The organism is Silvimonas soli, assembly GCF_030035605.1.
Lineage (GTDB): Bacteria > Pseudomonadota > Gammaproteobacteria > Burkholderiales > Chitinibacteraceae > Silvimonas > Silvimonas soli.
The window spans coordinates 282,585-301,562 of record NZ_CP106736.1; the positions used below are offsets into that span (position 1 = coordinate 282,585).

17 protein-coding genes are annotated in these 18,978 nt (G+C 57.5%); 7 read left to right on the forward strand and 10 right to left on the reverse strand.

What is annotated here, in order from left to right; all coding sequences use genetic code 11:
* Positions 1-269 precede the first annotated feature (269 nt).
* Positions 270-3,674 (forward strand): transcription-repair coupling factor, encoded by a 3,405-nt coding sequence (gene mfd, locus N7220_RS01215; RefSeq protein ID WP_283149651.1) that lies wholly within the window; start codon positions 270-272, stop codon positions 3,672-3,674.
* A 552-nt stretch (positions 3,675-4,226) separates the two neighbouring features.
* Here mfd and N7220_RS01220 read toward each other — a convergent pair.
* Positions 4,227-5,171, reverse strand: a complete 945-nt coding sequence (locus tag N7220_RS01220) for a histone deacetylase family protein (RefSeq protein ID WP_308446564.1) — start codon at positions 5,169-5,171, stop codon at positions 4,227-4,229.
* 231 nt (positions 5,172-5,402) lie between these two features.
* On the opposite strand from N7220_RS01220, the gene N7220_RS01225 reads away from it, so the two are divergent.
* Genes N7220_RS01225 through N7220_RS01235 form a run of 3 tightly spaced genes read left to right on the forward strand, consistent with a single transcriptional unit; the run spans position 5,403 to position 9,263 of the window.
* The gene (locus N7220_RS01225; RefSeq protein ID WP_283149652.1) at positions 5,403-6,314 is read left to right on the forward strand and encodes an AAA family ATPase; all 912 of its coding nucleotides are present in this window, start codon (positions 5,403-5,405) and stop codon (positions 6,312-6,314) included.
* Positions 6,315-6,327: 13 nt separating this feature from the next.
* Positions 6,328-7,311, forward strand: a complete 984-nt coding sequence (locus N7220_RS01230) for a DUF58 domain-containing protein (protein ID WP_283149653.1) — start codon at positions 6,328-6,330, stop codon at positions 7,309-7,311.
* On the forward strand, positions 7,308-9,263 hold the full coding sequence (locus N7220_RS01235) for a transglutaminase TgpA family protein (RefSeq protein WP_283149654.1): 1,956 nt from the start codon (positions 7,308-7,310) through the stop codon (positions 9,261-9,263). The genes N7220_RS01230 and N7220_RS01235 overlap by 4 nt, the downstream gene beginning before the upstream one ends.
* Before the next feature lie 13 nt (positions 9,264-9,276).
* Here the strand turns inward: N7220_RS01235 and N7220_RS01240 are convergent, their stop codons facing one another.
* Positions 9,277-9,855, reverse strand: coding sequence for a GNAT family N-acetyltransferase (locus tag N7220_RS01240; RefSeq protein WP_283149655.1), 579 nt, complete (start codon positions 9,853-9,855; stop codon positions 9,277-9,279).
* Between the two features lie 223 nt (positions 9,856-10,078).
* On the opposite strand from N7220_RS01240, the gene hemH reads away from it, so the two are divergent.
* From hemH to N7220_RS01255, 3 genes are all read left to right on the forward strand, one after another.
* Positions 10,079-11,197 (forward strand): ferrochelatase, encoded by a 1,119-nt coding sequence (gene hemH, locus N7220_RS01245; RefSeq protein WP_283149656.1) that lies wholly within the window; start codon positions 10,079-10,081, stop codon positions 11,195-11,197.
* An 82-nt stretch (positions 11,198-11,279) separates the two neighbouring features.
* On the forward strand, positions 11,280-11,975 hold the full coding sequence (locus N7220_RS01250; protein WP_283149657.1) for a response regulator transcription factor: 696 nt from the start codon (positions 11,280-11,282) through the stop codon (positions 11,973-11,975).
* Positions 11,965-13,377, forward strand: coding sequence for a sensor histidine kinase (locus N7220_RS01255; RefSeq protein WP_283151467.1), 1,413 nt, complete (start codon positions 11,965-11,967; stop codon positions 13,375-13,377). Before N7220_RS01250 ends, N7220_RS01255 begins: the two co-directional genes overlap by 11 nt.
* A gap of 21 nt (positions 13,378-13,398) precedes the next feature.
* Here N7220_RS01255 and gspK read toward each other — a convergent pair whose 3' ends face one another.
* The 8 genes from gspK to purU are packed head-to-tail and all read right to left on the reverse strand — an operon-like array spanning position 13,399 to position 18,914.
* Positions 13,399-14,364 carry a type II secretion system minor pseudopilin GspK gene (gene gspK / locus N7220_RS01260; RefSeq protein ID WP_283149658.1) on the reverse strand — a complete coding sequence of 322 codons (966 nt, stop codon included), beginning with the start codon at positions 14,362-14,364 and terminating at the stop codon, positions 13,399-13,401.
* On the reverse strand, positions 14,361-14,948 hold the full coding sequence (gspJ, locus tag N7220_RS01265) for a type II secretion system minor pseudopilin GspJ (protein ID WP_283149659.1): 588 nt from the start codon (positions 14,946-14,948) through the stop codon (positions 14,361-14,363). Before gspJ ends, gspK begins: the two co-directional genes overlap by 4 nt.
* Positions 14,935-15,354, reverse strand: a complete 420-nt coding sequence (gspI, locus tag N7220_RS01270) for a type II secretion system minor pseudopilin GspI (RefSeq protein WP_308446565.1) — start codon at positions 15,352-15,354, stop codon at positions 14,935-14,937. The genes gspJ and gspI overlap by 14 nt, the downstream gene beginning before the upstream one ends.
* A complete protein-coding gene (gspH, locus tag N7220_RS01275; RefSeq protein WP_283149661.1) occupies positions 15,308-15,805 on the reverse strand; it encodes a type II secretion system minor pseudopilin GspH in 498 nt (165 codons plus the stop codon). The genes gspI and gspH overlap by 47 nt, the downstream gene beginning before the upstream one ends.
* A 15-nt stretch (positions 15,806-15,820) precedes the next feature.
* Positions 15,821-16,273, reverse strand: a complete 453-nt coding sequence (gspG, locus tag N7220_RS01280; protein WP_283149662.1) for a type II secretion system major pseudopilin GspG — start codon at positions 16,271-16,273, stop codon at positions 15,821-15,823.
* Positions 16,274-16,281: 8 nt separating this feature from the next.
* Positions 16,282-17,484, reverse strand: coding sequence for a type II secretion system inner membrane protein GspF (gene gspF, locus N7220_RS01285; RefSeq protein ID WP_283149663.1), 1,203 nt, complete (start codon positions 17,482-17,484; stop codon positions 16,282-16,284).
* Positions 17,481-18,053 carry a hypothetical protein gene (locus N7220_RS01290; RefSeq protein WP_283149664.1) on the reverse strand — a complete coding sequence of 191 codons (573 nt, stop codon included), beginning with the start codon at positions 18,051-18,053 and terminating at the stop codon, positions 17,481-17,483. The genes gspF and N7220_RS01290 overlap by 4 nt, the downstream gene beginning before the upstream one ends.
* A gap of 9 nt (positions 18,054-18,062) precedes the next feature.
* Entirely contained in the window at positions 18,063-18,914 is an 852-nt protein-coding gene (gene purU / locus N7220_RS01295) for a formyltetrahydrofolate deformylase (RefSeq protein WP_283149665.1), read from the reverse strand.
* Between the last annotated feature and the right edge of the window lie 64 nt (positions 18,915-18,978).

Genomic DNA, 18,978 nt, shown 5'->3' on the forward strand with positions numbered 1-18,978 from the left:
GCAAAGGCGTCAGTTTACAGCATTGAAGGGCATCCCGATAAATCGAGGTGCGAGGTGCGAGGTGCGAGGTGCGAGGTGCGAGGTGCGCAAGTATCTGACAACTCAAGGCAACCACGAATTCGTCATTCCCGACCTGGGCGGCCCCCTTGGCGGGAATGACGGGTCGAGGGCCACAGACCTCCTCCGTTGCCCTTCACTGCTAACTCCTCCTCACCCCTCATCTCTCACACACGTATAATGGCCACTTTGCCGCCCCCGACGATCCCGCCGTGTCCGCTCCCGCCCTTCCCCGCGCAGGCGAACGCCTGCAACTCGCTCTGCCTCCTGGTTCCGCTGATAGCCTGCTGCTGGCGCGTTATGCCAGTGCCGCACGCCCGTTGGTGATTCTCACCGATGCCGCGCACGAGGCCACCCGCTTAAAAGACGAGCTGGCCTTTTTGCTGCCGGAAAAAAGCGTGGTGATGCTGCCGGACTGGGAAACGCTGCCCTACGATCATTTCTCGCCGCACCAGGATTTGATCTCCGAACGGCTGGCCACGCTATGGCAAATCCGCGAAAGCCAGGCCGATGTGGTGATTGTGCCGGTGCAAACAGCCATGGGCAGGCTGGCACCGGTGGAATACCTGGCGGGCTACACCTTCTTTATCAAGAAGGGGCAGAAATTTGATCCGGAAAAGATGCGCGCTGATCTGGCGTTTGCCGGGTACAGCCACGTCACCCAGGTTTACAGCCCCGGCGAGTTCTCGATTCGCGGCGGGTTGATTGATCTGTTCCCGATGGGCTCCACGCTGCCCTACCGGCTGGACTTGTTTGACGAAGAAATCGAAACCATCCGCACCTTTGACGTGGATACCCAGCGCAGTCTGTATCCGGTGCCGGAAGTGCGCCTGCTGCCGGCGCGTGAGTTCCCGATTGATGACGGTGGCCGCACGCGCTTTCGCCAGCGCTTTCGTGAAGTCTTCGAGGGCGATCCGTCCAAATCCCGCTTGTACAAGGATATTTCCAGCGGCGCCACGCCTGCCGGTATCGAGTACTACCTGCCGCTGTTCTTTGAACACACGGCCACGCTGTTCGACTACCTGCCGTCCACCGCGCTACTGACGCTACATGGCGATATTCATGAGGCGTCGCAACGTTTCTGGAACGACACGCAAGAGCGTTACCGCAATCTGTCTGGCGAAAAAGACCGGCCCATTCTGAAACCGGACGATCTGTACTTGATGCCGGATGCGCTGTTCACCGCGTTCAAAGCGTGGCCCCGGCTTGAATTCATTGCTGCTCCGGCCGAACTGGCGCAACCGCTGCCGCCTCTGGATGTGGATCGCCGCGCTGAAAACCCGCTGAGCAAGCTCACGCAATTTCTCGACACATTCAAAGGTCGCGTGCTGATCTGCGCTGAGAGTCTGGGCCGCCGCGAAACCATGGCGCAATACTTTGCCGACTATGATCTCAAGCCCGCGCTGACTGATAGCTGGCAAGGTTTCGTCAACGCCAAAGACCGCGTCATGCTGGCGCCTTCGCCGCTTTATCGCGGCTTTGTGCTGCCTGATGAAAAGCTGGCGATCATCACCGAAGGCAATCTCTACGCCGCTGTTGCGCAGGCCCGCGGCAAGAAACAGCAAAAACGCAGCAATACCGACAGCATGCTGCGGGATTTGTCCGAGCTGAAAATCGGCGATCCGGTAGTACATGAAGCCCACGGCATCGGCTTGTACCAAGGCTTGATGTCGATGGACCTGGGTGAAGGCGAAACAGAGCTGTTGCTGATTGAATATTCCGGCGGCGACAAACTCTACGTGCCGGTGTCGCAACTGCACGTGATCAGCCGCTATTCCGGTGGCTCGCCCGAGGCCGCACCAATCCATAAACTGGGTTCCGGCACTTGGGATAAAGCCAAACGCCGCGCCGCCGAGCAAGTACGCGATACCGCTGCCGAACTCTTGAACCTGTACGCCCGCCGTGCAGCACGTGAAGGCCATGCGTTTGACTGGTCATACAACGACTACGCCGCGTTTGCCGAAGGCTTCGGCTTTGAAGAAACTGCCGACCAAGCCGCTGCCATTGAGGCAGTGTTGATCGACATGCGTTTGGGTCGACCGATGGATCGGTTGGTGTGCGGCGATGTCGGCTTTGGCAAAACCGAAGTCGCTCTACGCGCGGCCTTTGCAGCGGTAGCCGGTGGCAAACAAGTGGCCGTACTGGTGCCAACTACCCTGTTGGCCGAACAGCATTTCCAGACCTTTACCGACCGGTTCTCGGACTGGCCGGTGAAGATTGTCGAGCTGTCGCGCTTTCGTTCCACCAAAGAAGTCGCGGCGGCCATGAAAGGGCTGGAAGACGGCACGGTCGATATCGTCATCGGCACGCACAAATTGGTGCAGCCCGACATGGTGTTCAAGAATCTCGGTCTGGTGATCATCGACGAGGAACACCGTTTTGGCGTGCGCCAGAAGGAACAGCTGAAAGCCTTGCGCGCCAATGTGGACGTGCTGACGCTGACCGCCACGCCGATCCCGCGCACCTTGGCGATGAGTCTGGAAGGCCTGCGTGACTTCTCAGTCATCGCCACTGCGCCATCGCGCCGCCTCGCGGTGAAAACCTTTGTCGCCAAGTACAGCGATGGCGTGATCCGCGAAGCCGTGCTGCGTGAACTCAAGCGCGGCGGTCAGGTGTTCTTCTTGCACAACGAAGTAGAAACCATCGAGAACGCCCACCAACGCCTCGCCGCCTTACTGCCCGAAGCGCGCATTGGCGTGGCCCACGGCCAGATGCGCGAGCGCGAACTAGAGCATGTGATGCGCGACTTTTACGCGCAGCGCTTCAACATCCTTTTATGTACGACGATTATCGAAACCGGGATCGACATCCCCAACGCCAATACCATCATCATGAATCGCGCCGACAAATTCGGCCTGGCGCAGCTGCACCAGATGCGCGGCCGGGTCGGTCGCAGTCACCACCAGGCCTATGCCTATTTACTGGTGAACGATCTGGAAGGCCTGACCGCCTCCGCCAAGAAGCGCCTCGAAGCGATCCAGATGATGGAAGAACTGGGTTCCGGCTTCTTTCTCGCCATGCATGATCTGGAAATTCGCGGCGCGGGTGAGGTGCTGGGTGATTCGCAATCGGGTGAAATGCAGGAAATTGGTTTCTCACTGTATTCGCAAATGCTCAACGAAGCCGTCAAGGCACTCAAGAAAGGCATCGAGCCCGATTTGTCGCAACCGCTGGGCGTGACCACCGAAATCAATCTGCATTCGCCTGCCTTGTTGCCGAACGAATACTGTCCCGACGTGCATGAGCGTCTGAGCTTGTACAAACGTCTGGCCAACTGCGAAACGCTGGAAGAACTGGATGATTTGCTGCAAGAGTTGATCGACCGTTTCGGCCTGCTGCCTGATCCGGCCAAAGTGCTGCTTGATTGCCACAAACTGCGCATGCTGGCCAAGCCGATGGGCATCACCAAAATCGACGCTGCAGATTCGGCCATTGTGATCAACTTTGCCAAGAACACCCAGGTTGAACCGATCAAGATCATTACGCTGATCCAGTCCAAAAAGAACTATCGACTGGCTGGGCAGGATCGCTTGCGGGTGGACGGCAACTGGCCGGAGGCACCTTTGCGGGCGGCGCGGGTGAAGGAGTTGTTGGGGGAGTTGGTTAAGCCGGTTTAGGAGGCGGGTAGTCTTGGACTCGTTGCGTGGAAGCCCGTAGTTATGCAATAACACATTGCCGGTAAAGCCTTGTTGGAGCGACTTATTGAGGCATTACGGCCCCGGATTCCCGCTTCGCTCCATCCGGGCTACGAGGGCCGCAAAGTTCTAGCCTGGTTCTGCACCTGCAGTTAAAGCAGACCAAACAACAAAGCTGATCACGCCGACCGACCGAGGGGACGCAGGATGCGCGTAAACCATCCTTGCATACAGACGGTTCGTTTCCCCCTGCAACCTGCATTCGAAGCATTCTGCATCGTTGTGGGGGTACCCCCGAGGGGCACGGCTTTTGACCTTGGGCCGCCTTTTGCTATCCCGCTCTGCGGGACTTTTGGTTTCTTTTCTTTGGCGACGCAAAGAAAAGAAACGTGCTCCCGGTCACCACCGGGTATCTAATACTTTTACTTGTGCCAAAGGCACTAACAAGCAGCGGGTGTTGGAAGTCGAAGGAATAAGGCCAGGGCAAGTTGCAAGAACCCCACCGGATTTTCACCGTAGCCGGGCTAGCACGAATCACAACCCTGCCATTTCCTTAACATGCACCGCCACACTCCTCCCCAGCGAGGACAAGTCATACCCCCCTTCCAGCATCGACACAATCCGCCCTTGCGCATGAGTCTTGGCCACCTGCATGACCTCTCGCGTCACCCAGGCATAATCGGATTCCACCAATCCCATTGAAGACATATCGTCCTCTCGATGTGCATCAAAACCGGCAGAGATCAAAATCAGTTGCGGCGCGAATTCGTTGAGGGCCGGTATCCAGAAATCACTTACCATTTGCCGAAAATCCGCGCCAGTGGTGGCCCTTGGTTTAGGGATGTTCTTCATGCCCGGCCCGCGCGGTTCATCGCCAGAGTACGGAAAGAACGGGTGCTGAAACCAGCCCACCATCAGTACACGAGGATCATCGCAGAAGATGTCTTCAGTGCCATTGCCGTGGTGCACGTCAAAATCGACCACGGCGACGCGCTCAACACCGTATTCCGCCATGGCGTGCGCAGCGGCCACGGCGACGTTGTTGAACAGGCAAAAACCCATGGCCTTGTTACGTTCGGCATGATGGCCGGGCGGGCGAATCGCACAGAACGCATTTTGGGCGTGGCCCTGCATCACCATATTCACTGCCCCGATGCCAGCGCCCGCAGCGTGGTAGGCGGCACGCAAGCTGAAGGAGTTGATAGCGGTGTCCGGGTCCAGATGCACGTAGCCATGCGAGGGCGACAGCATCGCCAGCCGGTCCAGGTATTCGGCGTCATGCACCCGTTCCAGTTGCGCGTAGATGGCGGGCTCGGCGTCGACGTGTAACAAACAATCCCACAAACCTGCAGCTATCAGCCGATCCTGAATGGCGGCAAGGCGTTCGGCGCACTCCGGATGCCCTTTTCCCATGTCATGCATGGCGCATGCGCTGTGGGTGAGATAGGCCGTCGCATCACTTTTCGCTGCAGAAAACAAGGGAATCACTCCTGCCCGGAATCTGGCCGGGACGTATGGGTGCAGAATCGAATTGAGCGGTTCTGATTGCATTGCGCCGCTTGTCCGGGCAGTTTACGCGTTCGCGATGTGCACAGGCAAAGCCAGTGCCATTGGCATAAACTGCGCGCTCAGGCATAAAACAATAATCAGTAGCTTCACCTCGCTGGCCAGCCGTCCAGCATCATTGACCCGCTCCAATCAGAGAACTGCATGCTCCAGCCTTTTCTCGCAACACTGAACCAGTTGAACACGCTCATTCTGGGCAAGGAAAACCAGGTGCGGCTGGCGCTGGCGTGCCTGCTGGCCCGGGGCCACCTGTTATTTGAAGATGTGCCCGGTGTTGGTAAAACCACGCTGACTCACGCGCTGGCCAGTTCATTGGGTTTGCAGTTTCAGCGCGTGCAATTCACCAGCGATCTGTTGCCCGCCGATCTCCTCGGTGTATCGGTGTATGCGCGCGACAGCGAAAGCTTTCGGTTTCATCGCGGCCCGGTGTTTAGCCAGTTGTTGCTGGCCGACGAAATCAATCGCGCTCCACCTAAAACCCAGTCCGCTTTGCTGGAAGCCATGGAAGAAGGCCAGGTCAGCGCCGATGGCGTCACCTACCGCTTGCCCGAGCCGTTTTTTGTGATTGCCACGCAAAACCCGCAACATCAGATTGGCACTTTTCCACTGCCAGAATCGCAGCTGGACCGTTTCTTGATGCGGCTGGAATTGGGCTATCCCAGTCTGGCCGCCGAGCGTGCATTGCTGGCGGGCGAAGATCGTCGCACCTTGCTGGCCGCGCTCAAACCCACTGTCAGCCCGGAACAATTGCTGGAAGCGCAGCAAGCTGTCGCCACGGTGCGGGTATCTCCCGCACTGCTTGATTACGTACAGGCGCTGGCCGCCGCAACCCGCACCAGCGAACGTTTCAGTTACGGCCTGTCGCCGCGTGCTTTGCTGGGCTTGATTGCGGCTGCCCGCGCCTGGGCCTGGCTGGATGGGCGCGACTTCACGCTGCCAGAGGATGTCCAGGCTGTTTTTGCCGCAGTGGCCGGGCATCGCTTGCAAGGCCGTTCCCACGGTCAAACCGACGCCCGCAGCGCACAAGACTTGCTCGCTTCTGTGGCCATTCCTTGAATCTGGCAGCGCCATGCTCAAGTTATTGAGACCATTGCAGCAGCGCGGGCAACGCTGGATGAACCAGCGGCATCCGGCGGTAAGCGGCACTTTGCAACTGCGACAAAACCGCATTTATGTTCTGCCCAGCGGTTTTGGTCTGGCCTACGCGGCTACCTGTGTATTGGTACTGATTGGGGCCATCAATTATCAATTGAGCTTGGCTTATCTGTTTGCGTTTCTGATGCTGGGGCTGGGTCACTCGGGCTTGATTCAGGCGTTTCGCAATCTGCTGGGACTAACGCTGAACGCACAACCGGCGCCGGCAGTGTTTGCCGGAGATATGGCGCATTTTCCGGTGCGTCTGGGCGATGCCCGCAAATTTGGCCGCCGCAATCTGCAGCTACGCGCGGTGGGCGGAGTGCCGCAGCAAGTCATCAACATCGCGGCCAGTACCGATATCATGGTCTGGCTTGCGGTACCCGCGGTTCAGCGTGGCTGGTTGCCCTTGCCGCGCATTACCATTGAAACGCGCTTTCCCACCGGTTGGTGCCGCGCCTGGAGCCACGCCAGCCTGAAAGCAAACTGCCTGGTGTATCCGCGACCGGAAAACAATCCTCCGCCGTGGCCAGATGCATCAGGCAACGAATATGCGGGCCGCCGTCAGCGCACTGGAGATGATGATTTCGCGGGCTTGCGCCAATACCAGCCGGGCGATGCCATGCGGCAAGTGGCGTGGAAGCAATCGGCGCGGCTGGACTGGCTTGCCGTACGGCTACACGACACACCGCGCTCTTCCATGCAGCATCTACGCTGGGATGACGCGGCGGGGTTGAACGTCGAGGCCCGACTGTCGCGCCTGACCGCTTGGGTATTAAAGGCCGATGCCGCTGGCCTGCCTTATACATTGATGTTGCCAGATCAGGTCATCGCAACCGCCGCTGGCGCCTCGCAGCGTGAGCAGTGTTTGCACGCGCTGGCGTTGTTCGGGCTGGCGCAGTCGCAAGGATCGCCATGACCGCGCAATCCGCCAATTACGCCGCCCCAATGCCACTCCCCCCATTCTATGCACTGGCGGTAGCAGTACTTGCAGCGCTGGCGCCGGGTTTGTTGGCTTTGCCGCTCTGGCATACGGCCTTGATCATTACGCCCGTGCTCGGGCGCATCTGGCTGGGCCACCGCAACGCGGCCTTACCGCATTTGGTGGTCAGAATTGGCTGGGCATTGCTGCTGTTTGCGTTCGCTTTCATGCAGTACCACACGTTAGTGGGGCGTGAAGGCGGCGTGGCTGTGCTCAGTAGTCTGATTGCGGTGAAATTTCTCGAAACCAAAAATCATCGGGATGTGCGCGTACTCAGCTTGCTCGCGTTTTTTGCCTGCAGTACCGGCTTTCTGGTGTCGCAATCCCCGCTGATGCTGGTTTACACCATCGTGGTGGTGGCCATGATCTGCGGGCAATTGGCTGCGTGGCATCGTGACGACGGCAAGGTCGATATGAGTGATCTGCGCCGGGTTGGGCGCATGTTGCTGGAAGCGCTGCCCATCGCCTTGATTCTGTTTGTGCTGTTCCCACGTTTGTCGGGGCCGCTGTGGCACATGCCAGACAATGAACCGCGAGTCCGAACCGGATTGTCTGATGACATGTCGCCCGGCAGCTTTAGCGATCTCACCCAAGACGATAGCGTAGCGTTCCGCGTCGACTTTAACGGCCCCACGCCGCCGCGCTCACAGATGTATTGGCGCGGCCCGGTGATGTCATCATTTGATGGCACCACCTGGCACACCGGTTATGCCGGTGACCCCACGGAAAGCTTCGAAACTGCCGGGCCGGTGTACCGCTACACCATGACGCTGGAGCCCCATCAGCGAACATGGCTGCTGGCACTCGATCTACCGGTGCAACTGCCGGAAAACGCCCGGCTCAGCCCCACTTTGCAAGCGCTGTCGCGCACACCGGTAACTGAACGCCAGCGTTTTGCCTTTGCCAGCAGCACCCACTGGCGCACCCAAGGCGACAGCGAGCGTAGCCTGGCCCGCAATCTGGCTATTCCGCCCAATATCAATCCGCAGGCTCGTGCGCTGGCGGCCAATTGGCTGCGCTTGCCACCGGCACAACGTGTCGCCGCTGCCATGCGTTTTTTGCGGGACGGGCACTATCAATACACGCTTGCTCCGCCGCTGCTGACCAGTGTTAACCGGATTGACCAGTTGCTATTTGAAACCCGCGCCGGTTTTTGTGAGCACTATGCTGGCGCGTTCACTTTTTTGATGCGGGCGGCAGGCGTACCAGCACGGGTGGTCGGCGGTTATCTGGGCGGTGAATACAATCGCACCGGTAACTACTGGATTGTCCGACAAGCCAGCGCGCACGCCTGGAGCGAAGTCTGGCTACCCGGCCAGGGCTGGCAGCGCGTTGACCCGACCTCAATGGTTGCGCCTGACCGTATTAATCGTGGCTTGGCAGAAAGCGTGCCCAGCAGCGACCCGCTACCCTTCATGCTGCGGGATGAAGACAGCACACTCGCCCAATTGCGCCTGAATTGGGACGCTGTCATGCACGGTTGGGATACCTGGGTCGTGGGCTATGATGCCCAGCGGCAAATGCAGGTGCTTAACCGGTTGGGTATCGACAATCTGTTGTCGCCCACCTTTGTTGGCTGGCTTTGCGGTGGCTTTGGCGTGTTGCTGCTGATTTATCTGATTGCCGCCAGTGACTGGCGCCGCGCCCGCAAAATCGACGCCGCGCAACGTCATTGGCAATTTTTTCAGAAAAAGCTCGCCAAAGCCGGAATATCAGCGCGGGCCAGCGAGGGACCATTAGACTTCGCGCGCCGCGCTGCCCTGAAGCTGCCAGCCCAACAAGGTGAAATTTTCGCGATCGCCAGCCAATATGTCGCTATTCGCTACGGCCCTACCCCTGACGCCCTGCCCGGCTTGATCCGCGCTACACGGCAGTTTAGGGTGCGCTGACCAAGCCTGTTTGTCAGGGCTTGATCGCGGCGTAGACACAGGTATCGCACAGCTCTCCCGTCGGCGTGATCCGTTCATTGCGCATAACACCTTCCAGCGTCATGCCAATTCGTTCGCAGACACGGCGGCTGGGCAAATTGGCTGCGTCACAAAGCGCTTCGACCCGGCGTGCCCCCAAGGTCTCCCATGCCAGACCAAGCAGGGCTCGCGCGGCTTCGCTCACCAGACCCTGCCCTTGTTTGCTGCTGCGACACCAGAAACCAAGCTCGAACTTGGGTACAGCCCAATCCAGGCGGTGCAATCCTGTCGCCAGTACCAGTTCGCCGGTTTCCCGATGCCAGGCCAGCATGGCTAAATCCTTGCGCGCAAGAAAGTCCGCATGGCGTTGTTGGCACCATTCTTCTGAGCTAGCCACAGACGGCTCGGCAACGGCCCAAGGTAAAGAAGCAGGAAATTGGCGCAATGCGGTCAATGACTCGCAAACGGCGGCATAAACAGCGGTGCCGTCGCCTGCCATCGGTGGTCGCAAGATCAAGCGAGAGGTGATGATTTGTGTCGGGATATTCAGGGTAAACGGATCGAGTTTCGGCATTGGCTGGTCGATTCAGGCTCAGTCGTAGAAAATCTTAATGGCTGCCCACTTTAGCATTAACCAAATACCGCAATCTTCAGGCAAAGCATCATCCCGCGAAGGCGCCCCACTCAACAGCAACCCTGCCCGCTGCTATGATGTTCGGCTTGCCTGACGCGTGCCGAGCTAATCCCACTGGTATGCGCACCGTTTTCACACAGCTACAGACAAAGGACGTCATTTCATGCCCCTTTTTGACAAAGAACCCGAGCACCGCCATGACCAGGTTGCCCGAACCGGGGTTTTGTTGATCAATCTGGGCACGCCTGACGCTGCCACCACCTCTGCCGTGCGACGCTACCTCAAGCAGTTTTTATCTGACCCTCGGGTGGTCGAAATTCCAAGACTGGTATGGCAAATCATTCTGCGACTGTTTGTGCTGACCACCCGCCCCGGCAAATCGGCAGCGAAATATGCGCTGATCTGGAACCGGGACGGCTCGCCCTTGCTGGTATGGAGCCAGAAACAAGCCCGCTTGCTGAAAGGTTATCTGGGAGAGCGCTATGCGCAACGTGGACAAGAAGGCCCGGTTATCGCTTTGGGCATGCGTTATGGCAATCCATCTATTGCCAAGGCGATGGATGAATTAAGAACCGCGGGTTGCGAACGAATCCTGGTCTTGCCGCTCTATCCACAATACGCCGCCAGTACCACCGCCAGCGCTTATGACGCTGTGTTCAAGCAAATGGCGCGTTATCGCAATCCGCCTGAATTGCGACTGGTAAAGTCATATCACGCATATCCTGGATATATCGCAGCGCTGGCAGCACGGGTAAGGCAAAGCTGGAATGAACAAGGGCGCAGCGAGCACCTGGTACTCAGTTTTCACGGTCTGCCACGTTATACGCTCGATAAAGGCGACCCTTATTACTGTCATTGCCAGAAAACAGCGCGGTTGCTGGCTCGCGAATTGCAGCTTGAGGAAAGCGAATACACTGTGGCGTTTCAGTCCCGTTTTGGCCGTACTCGCTGGCTGGAGCCATATACCAGCGTGGTGCTGACCCAATTGGCCAAAGGTGGCGTGAAATCGGTTGACGTGTTTTGCCCTGGATTTGTGGCCGACTGCCTGGAGACGCTCGAAGAAATCGCCATGGAAGGCAAACAAACCTTCCTCGCGGCGGGTGGAAAAACGCTGAATCACATTCCTTGCTTGAACGATAACCCGACCTGGATCGCTGCGTTAGCTGACTTTTCGTCGCTGCAACTTACAGCGTGGACGGACGGTACCCTGAATAGCGAGACCCCGCTGGAAGCCGCGAAAATAGCCAATCTACGTGCACAAAAAATGGGCGCGAAACAATAATGAAAAAAATACCTTGGGCAATTTGCCAATACCAGTTACACTCAACGGTAAGCTTAATCTTACAACTCGAAGGAATCCTCCTATGAGCACTCGGCTCTTTCTCGCCGAAGACGATCTCATTCTTGCGGATGCTCTGAAAACCAGTTTGTCACAAGCCGACTTCCAAGTTGACTGTGTCAACGACGGCTCCCTGGCACTGCAGATTCTTCTTCACAATGATTACGATGTAGTGGTTCTGGATATCGGTCTGCCCAACATGGACGGCCTGACAGTGCTTCGTAACATTCGTCAGCACAAACCATCCCTGCCTATTCTTATCCTGACCGCCCTTGACGGTCTGGAAGACCGCGTTGCCGGTCTGGATGCGGGCGCTGATGATTATCTGGCTAAACCTTTCGAATTCGCCGAACTGGAAGCACGTCTGCGCGCTCTGTTGCGCCGCAGCCAGATTCTGCCGCAGTCGGTTCAGCAATTGGGCAATCTGCGTCTGGATCGCGCCGGTCAACGCGCATGGTGTAACGACACTCCTCTCGATCTGTCCGCTCGTGAACTGACCGTACTGGAAATCCTGATGTCGAATATCGACCGCGTGGTGACCAAAGAGCAGATCGTGTCCGAACTGGGCTCTGATAATGCTGAAGTTGGTCTGAACGCGATTGAAGTTTACGTACACCGTCTGCGCAAAAAGCTGGAACCTTGTGGCGTGGTAATCCGGACTATCCGTGGTCTGGGTTATTTGCTGGAAAAGCAGCAACCTCACGCTGTCGATGCAGGCTAAGTACTCCCTCAAACGCCAGCTTTTACTCTGGCTTTTGATTCCCCAGCTGGTTCTATGGCTAGCTGGGGCACTTCTCAGTTTCCAGGTTGCCAATCACTTTGCCAATGAATTGATTGACAACAGCCTCTTGCAAATTGCCAGAGGGCTTTCCCGCCAGATCCGTACGCAAAGTGACGGTCAGGTTGGCGCAGATTTCCCCCAAGCCACCCATTTTCTGCTGGACGACTCGCAAGACGAGCCGTTGCTGTATTCGGTAGAAACGTCCAGCGGCCAGAAAATCCTCAGTAATTTCGATTTCCCGGCACATACCGACACGCTACCTCCCGTTGCCGAGCAACCGGTTTTTCATAACCTGGTCAAGCTACCCAATCCCGTGCGTATGGTTTCGGTGTATTACCCGCTGGGTAATGATGCCAAAGGACAAACCCGCTGGCTGCATGTGCAGGCCGCCAAAAGCCTGGCCCGCCGCAATCATCTCTCTCGCCAGATCATGCTGACCATCGCACTGCCCTTGGGCGGACTGCTGATCGTAATGAGTTTTCTGGTCTGGCTGGGTATCAATCGTGGCTTGCAGCCTTTGAATGGCTTGCAACGACTGGTGGAAAATCGCAACCCACAGGATCAAGCACCCTTTGAGTTGAGCCACGCGCCGCAAGAATTGCACGCCCTGGCCAAAGCGCTGACCCAATTACTTTCGACTACTCAACAAAGCGTTGCCCGCCAACGCCGCTTTATTGCCGATGCCGCGCACCAGTTGCGCACGCCTCTGGCTGGCCTTAAATCGCAAACCGAACTGGCCATGCGTGAGACTGAACCCGAGCAACTGCGCGCTCGTTTGAATATGGTGCACACCAGCGCCACTCGCAGCATCCATCTGGTGAATCAATTGCTGACGCTGGCACGTTCGGAACCAGGCACCCAAAACGGCATGCCCCGCGTCAAGGTTGATCTGGCCCGGCTGATTCGCGATCTCACTGCCGAATCCGTACCACGCGCCTTGGCGGCAGGTATGGATCTGGGATGCGACACAGCACTGAATGAAGCGGTGATTGAGGGTAACTCAGCGCTATTACGCGAGCTATTTGTAAACCTGGTCGAGAACGCCATCAAGTACATCCCACGCGGCGGCAATATCACGGTGCGGCTCAGCGAAGATACCTCGCGCTACATTGTCGAAGTTGAGGACAATGGCTCCGGCATTCCGGACGATGACAAACCTCGGGTGTTTGAGCGCTTTTACCGACGAGAACAAACCGGTAACGGCTGCGGCCTGGGGATGGCTATCGTCAAGGAAATTGCCGAACGCCACGGTGGGACGGTAGATCTGCTCGACGCCCTGCCACATGGGCTGATCGTACGGGTGGAACTCCCCAAAGAACAACCACTGCCGCCCGCCCACTAACCGCGTAGCCACGTCGGTCGGTTATTCACGCCTGAACCAGACAATGCGCGGGATATCGCTGGTTTTGCGTTCCAGCAAAGCGGCATAGCGCAAAGTCACCCGCCCGAAATGCGCATCCACCTCATTGATGAAATACTGACTTTGCACCGACAGCGCAGCGCTGATAACGCCCGCTTTGGCTGTATCGGGCAATGCTTTGGTAAATTGGCTGATATCCGCGAAATAAGACCCGGCCCGTTTGGCGACTACAGCTTGTGCGTCGGTCACGGACAGACCCGGCACAACCGCCGCCAGCACCTCGGCCTCAGCAAAATTAACGTTCACCGGCGTTACAGCGGGCAGCACCGTCACAAACGGCGTAATGGTGTTGATGACCTCGGGCGTAAATCCTTTCACACGGGTCAGCGAGCCCATATCGGTCAGCCGCTGATTGGCCGCCCGATATGGCGGACTGGCCTGCAGATATTCATTGTCTTCCGCCCCGCCGGGGCTGCGGGTATCGCTATCCGCATCCTCCCAATCGGCCAGTGCATTGACTAGATCCGGCGACAAGGACAACTCCGTGAACAGGCGCTTGCAGGCGGCAATTTCCGCATCATTGGCCTGACCATTGTCGGAAACCAGGTTATTCAGATTGTAGCGGCCGTTCTGTTCCAGCACGCGCCCGCCCACTCGACCGTTTTCCACTGGAATAGCCGGAATGGGGATATTCCATGGCTCCAGCATATGGTCGACCTGATTGTTGCGGAAATCATCTTTCAGTGTCAGCCGCGCCAGGTTCACCGAAGCACGCACAACACCCATAGCCTCGGCTTGATCGAATTGATTTTCGAGTTGCCGAAACCATAAACCCTGACGCCAGGCGATCCATGCCGCCAATGCAGCAACCAGAGCCGCGAGTGCTACGGCAGTCAGAATGGCAATGCCACGTTGCCGCGTGGGCGAGTGAACTGCCGTTTTGGACCGGATTCTTGAGGAGGTTCTCATGGCAATGCGTAGATCCGCTGAATCGAGCCTTGCCCTTCTTGTTGCATCACCACCTTGATCGCACGCGGCAAGACATCGGTACCGCCGACGACGGGCCAGGTCGCTTGCCACTGCAAGGAACTATCCATAAAACTCACTTCAAAGCGCTGGACCCGATCCAGCATGACATGAACCTGCGGCTGACTGCGGGGCGCCAGATCGAGACTGTCCCATTGCAGCATTTCCAGGCGACCCTCTTTGAGCCGATATGCGACATGAAAGGGCTCGCGGTCGCGGTTCATGCGTACTAATTGCAATTGGGGCCAGTCAGGATTGTTAGGCTGGGCATTGCCTTCCAGCGCCGGTTGGGTCAGCCCTGAGCTATCGCGCCAACTACGGTTGGCGGCCTGGGTGACATCATCATCAAACCGCCCCAGCACCAGACTAAGTTCACGCCAGCGCGTGGTTTCTGCATCCAGCCGGATTTTGGTGTCCACCATGGTCGACAAACCACGGAAGGCAATCAGCGACATGACCGCGAAAATGGCCATGGCAATGAGGATTTCCAACAAGGTAAAGCCGCGCTTGGTCCTAGATGCGTGCAAGGTAGCTCACCAGAGTTGCCGCGGCATGCTGCGGATCATTTTGCAGATAGACGCTGATTTCCACACGCCGGAACGAGCGATTAGGCGACGCGCCTACTTCAATACGCCAGTTGAACGCTTCGCCCGCCTGGTCTTCTGCACCGGATAACTGCCCGGTTTCCGGAAAATCATGGCGCGCAGTCATTTCGTTCAGGCGATTCTGCGCCACCCACCCGGCCAGCATGCGTGTACGAAAATCAATGGCAGAATCGGTACTGAAACTGGTGGCCTTGAGTGCTGCGGTCAAGGCAATGGCCACGACCGCGAGTGCGACCATGACTTCGATCAGTGTAAAACCGCCAAGTCGGCGAAGACGGTGCTCAAGCATCGGGCTGCACCACATGCGCGTTAACCCGCCCCATGACATCGCCTTCCAGCATCCACTCGCTTTGGCCTAACGTCATTTCCACGGTAAACGGCTGATTCACGCCGGAAGCCTCGAACACAATGCGTTCGCCCAGCCGCAAATCGCGCAGATTGGCCGTTTGTTTGGTCACCCGCAAATTTTCGGGCAACTCGTAGGGTTTGAGCACTTCATGATTGGGAATGGCTTGCCAGTTGTTCTGATCGTCTTGCACCCAGAACTGGTAGCCATGACCATCGGTGGACCAGCCGATGGTGCGGCCACCCGCAATGGCTTCATCGCGGGCGTCTTCCAGCACGGCAGCCAGCCGCCGTGCTTCATGCTCAGACACTTGAGCATCAGACTGGCCCAGCTTGACGACGGCTAGCCCCAGAATGATGCCTATCAGCGCCAGCGCGACCAGAATCTCGATCAGAGTAAAACCGCGCTGTATGCGCCGGGCAAGCGTGTTCATCGGTGAAATGGCTGCTTACTGCTGCCAGGAACCGATGTCGGCGTCGTAATTCTCGCCGCCAGCCTGACCGTCTGCGCCGTAGCTCATGACGTCAATCTCGCCATGCAGGCCTGGGTTGAGATAAATGTAATCGTTGCCCCACGGGTCTTTCGGCAGCTTTTCCAGGTAGCCACCGTTTTTCCAGTTGGCTGGTGCCGGGCTGGCCGTTGGCTTTTCAACCAGGGCTTTCAGGCCTTGTTCGGTAGTCGGATAGCGGCCGTTGTCCAGTTTGTAGAGTTTGAGTGCCTGTACGACTGAGCGAATATCCTGCTTGGCGGCGACCACGCGAGCGTCGTTTGGCCGATCCATGATCTTGGGAACAATCAACGCCCCAAGGATGGCCAGAATGGTAATCACCACCAGAATTTCAATCAGGGTAAAGCCGCGCTGGGCGGCACCAGCCGCGCGACGGGATGCTGCTGCAAACATGGAGGACCTCATTTGACCAATTGGTTCATTTCGAAAACAGGAAGCAAAATTGCCAACACAATCAACAACACCACGATACCCATCGCCAGCACCATCATTGGTCCGAGCAAGCTGGTAAAGGTAGCCACGCGGTTTTCCAGTTCCTGACTTTGCTGTGCGGCGGCTTTGTCCAGCATGTATTCCAGCCGGCCCGTGGCTTCGCCGCTGGCGATCAGGTGAATCAATACGGGAGGGAACAACTTGCTCGGTGCCAGGGAACGCGATAACGGTACGCCTTCACGTACCTGGCGAGCAGATTCTTGCACCGCCTCACGCAACGGTAGGTTGCTGATAACGCCCACCGCGGCCTGCAATGCCTTCAAAAGCGGTACACCACTGCCCACCAGAATCGCCAGGGTGGATGCCAACCGGGCCGTATTGCCTGCCCGCACAAAGCGGCCAAATAGCGGCACCCGCAAACACCATGCATCAAACTTGCGTCGTATGGCTTCTTGTTTGAGCGCCTGCCAGCTGCCGACACCAGCAGCAATCAGCAACAACAAGATCAACCAGCCCCATTGGCGCACTGCGGCAGAGGCCCACAGCATGGCGCGGGTCAGGAACGGCAGTTCGGTTTTGGCGCTCTGAAACACGGTCACCATCTGCGGCACAACCCAGGTCAGCAGCCCGACAATCACCAGCACCGACACGGCCATTACCACCGCTGGATAGACAAACGCCAACGCCACTTTGGAAGCCAGCGCTGCACGCGATTCCAGATAATCAGCCAGCCGTTGCATGACCGTTGCCGCCCGGCCAGATTCTTCGCCAGCGGCTACGATGGTGCGATACAACTCGGGAAAAGCTTTGCCCTGCCGAGCCAGCGCTTGCGACAAGGATGAACCGGCCAGAATCTCGCTGCGCAAGGCGCCAGCCAGTTGTTTCTCGCGCTCGTCTTCGCTTTGTTCGATCAGCACTGCCAAGGCTTGTTCGATGGTGAGACTGGCATCCAGCAACGTAGCAAATTGCCGCGTCCACACCGAAAGCCGCTGCCCACCCAAACCACGGCTGCGCCCCAGACTGGTGGTGCCGGTGGCAATTTCACCTATTTCGCTGACCCACAAGCCTTGGTCGCGCAGTAAAGTGCGGGCGTGTCGTTGCGTGTCGGCTTCAATCATGCCGCGCTTGTTTTCGCCATCCTGGCTAGTCGCTACATAGCGAAAAGCGGTCACAGATCAGTCTCCTCGGCCGGTGGACTCGGCGAAGTTGTTGTGTCGGTAGCAATCCAGCCGAATTCATTGGCCAGAGTCATGGCACCGCCTACCAGCAGCAGCGCCACAGGAATAAAAGACAAAACCGCAATCACCACACTCGTGAGCTTTTGCCCGGTTGCGCCCATAACCGCGCGGATCATGACCACCACGCCGTAGATACCGACTGCCATCAGCCCCAGGCTGCCCACCGGATCGGGCATGGCAGCAAACACGGGCACCAGCAATTGCGGAGTGGAACTCAACACCACCAGTGGAAACAAACTACCCTCAACCGGTTTCTTGTCGATCACCTTGAACCAGAGCATCAGCCACAAAGCGGTGAGTATGGCTTCCAGCCAGTTCACCACAATGAAGAATCCCAGCCTTATCGGCCACGCTGCCAGAAAGTCATCGTTAGCCCACGCGCCCGCCACCCCAATCAAGGTGAGCCAGAGCGCAGGCAACCACACCGGATAACTGTATTCCGGCAGGGTTTTGCTTCGCAGCAGGGAGACATCGAGCGCGTCGCGCAAGAAACGAGGGATCACTGCGTGGGCTCAGGCAAAGATCACGGTCTTGTTGGCGAACACCAGTACGCGATTTTCCAGGTGCCATTTCACTGCACGCGAGAGCACGATTTTTTCCAGATCGCGCCCTTTGCGGACCAGTTCTTCAACGTCGTCGCGATGCGAAATGCGGATCACGTCTTGTTCGATGATGGGGCCATCATCCAGTACTTCTGTTACATAGTGACTGGTGGCGCCAATCAGCTTCACCCCGCGAGCAAACGCGCGGTGATAGGGCTTGGCACCGTCAAAGGCAGGCAGAAAACTGTGATGGATGTTGATCACGCGTTGCGGATAGCGCGCGGTAAAGTCATGCGACAACACCTGCATATAACGCGCCAGCACCACCAGATCAACCTGGTTGTCTTCCAGCAACTGGCGTTGCGCGGCTTCAGCCTGGGCTTTGTTGTCTTTGTTAACTTCAATCACGTGATACGGCACACCGTAGAACTCGGTAATTGCACGGCATTCTTCATGATTGGAGATCACCAACGGGATATCGCATGCCAGCTCGCCGCTTTGATGGCGATGTAGCAAATCCACCAGGCAATGGTCGTATTTGGAGACAAAAATCGCCATGCGCTGACGGCGCGTGGTCAGCGCCACTTTCCACTGCATATTGAAGCGATCGGCGATTGGCTGGAAAGCAGGCGCAAAAGAAGCCATATCCAGCGTAAAATCCGTCAGATCCCATTCCACCCGCATCAGAAACAGGTCGTCGGTGACGTCCTGATGCTGGTCCGAATGCACGATATTGGCATTGTAGGTGTAGAGAAAATTGGCAATGGCGGCGGACAGACCTTTACGGTCCGGGCAACTGATCAGCAGTGTGGCGGTATTCATGCAGCGATCCGGTTAGAGCTTTGTTAGCCACTGATTCTAGCAGTAACCACTGTGCCATGGCATG

Excerpts from the sequence above, each read along its gene's own strand:
- N7220_RS01225 (WP_283149652.1), top strand. The coding sequence starts at position 5,403 with ATGCTCCAGCCTTTTCTCGCAACACTGAACCAGTTGAACACGCTCATT.
- N7220_RS01230 (WP_283149653.1), top strand. The coding sequence starts at position 6,328 with ATGCTCAAGTTATTGAGACCATTGCAGCAGCGCGGGCAACGCTGGATG.
- N7220_RS01235 (WP_283149654.1), top strand. The coding sequence starts at position 7,308 with ATGACCGCGCAATCCGCCAATTACGCCGCCCCAATGCCACTCCCCCCA.
- N7220_RS01240 (WP_283149655.1), bottom strand. The coding sequence starts at position 9,855 with ATGCCGAAACTCGATCCGTTTACCCTGAATATCCCGACACAAATCATC.
- hemH (WP_283149656.1), top strand. The coding sequence starts at position 10,079 with ATGCCCCTTTTTGACAAAGAACCCGAGCACCGCCATGACCAGGTTGCC.
- N7220_RS01250 (WP_283149657.1), top strand. The coding sequence starts at position 11,280 with ATGAGCACTCGGCTCTTTCTCGCCGAAGACGATCTCATTCTTGCGGAT.
- N7220_RS01255 (WP_283151467.1), top strand. The coding sequence starts at position 11,965 with ATGCAGGCTAAGTACTCCCTCAAACGCCAGCTTTTACTCTGGCTTTTG.
- gspK (WP_283149658.1), bottom strand. The coding sequence starts at position 14,364 with ATGAGAACCTCCTCAAGAATCCGGTCCAAAACGGCAGTTCACTCGCCC.
- gspI (WP_308446565.1), bottom strand. The coding sequence starts at position 15,354 with ATGTCATGGGGCGGGTTAACGCGCATGTGGTGCAGCCCGATGCTTGAG.
- gspH (WP_283149661.1), bottom strand. The coding sequence starts at position 15,805 with ATGAACACGCTTGCCCGGCGCATACAGCGCGGTTTTACTCTGATCGAG.
- gspG (WP_283149662.1), bottom strand. The coding sequence starts at position 16,273 with ATGTTTGCAGCAGCATCCCGTCGCGCGGCTGGTGCCGCCCAGCGCGGC.
- purU (WP_283149665.1), bottom strand. The coding sequence starts at position 18,914 with ATGAATACCGCCACACTGCTGATCAGTTGCCCGGACCGTAAAGGTCTG.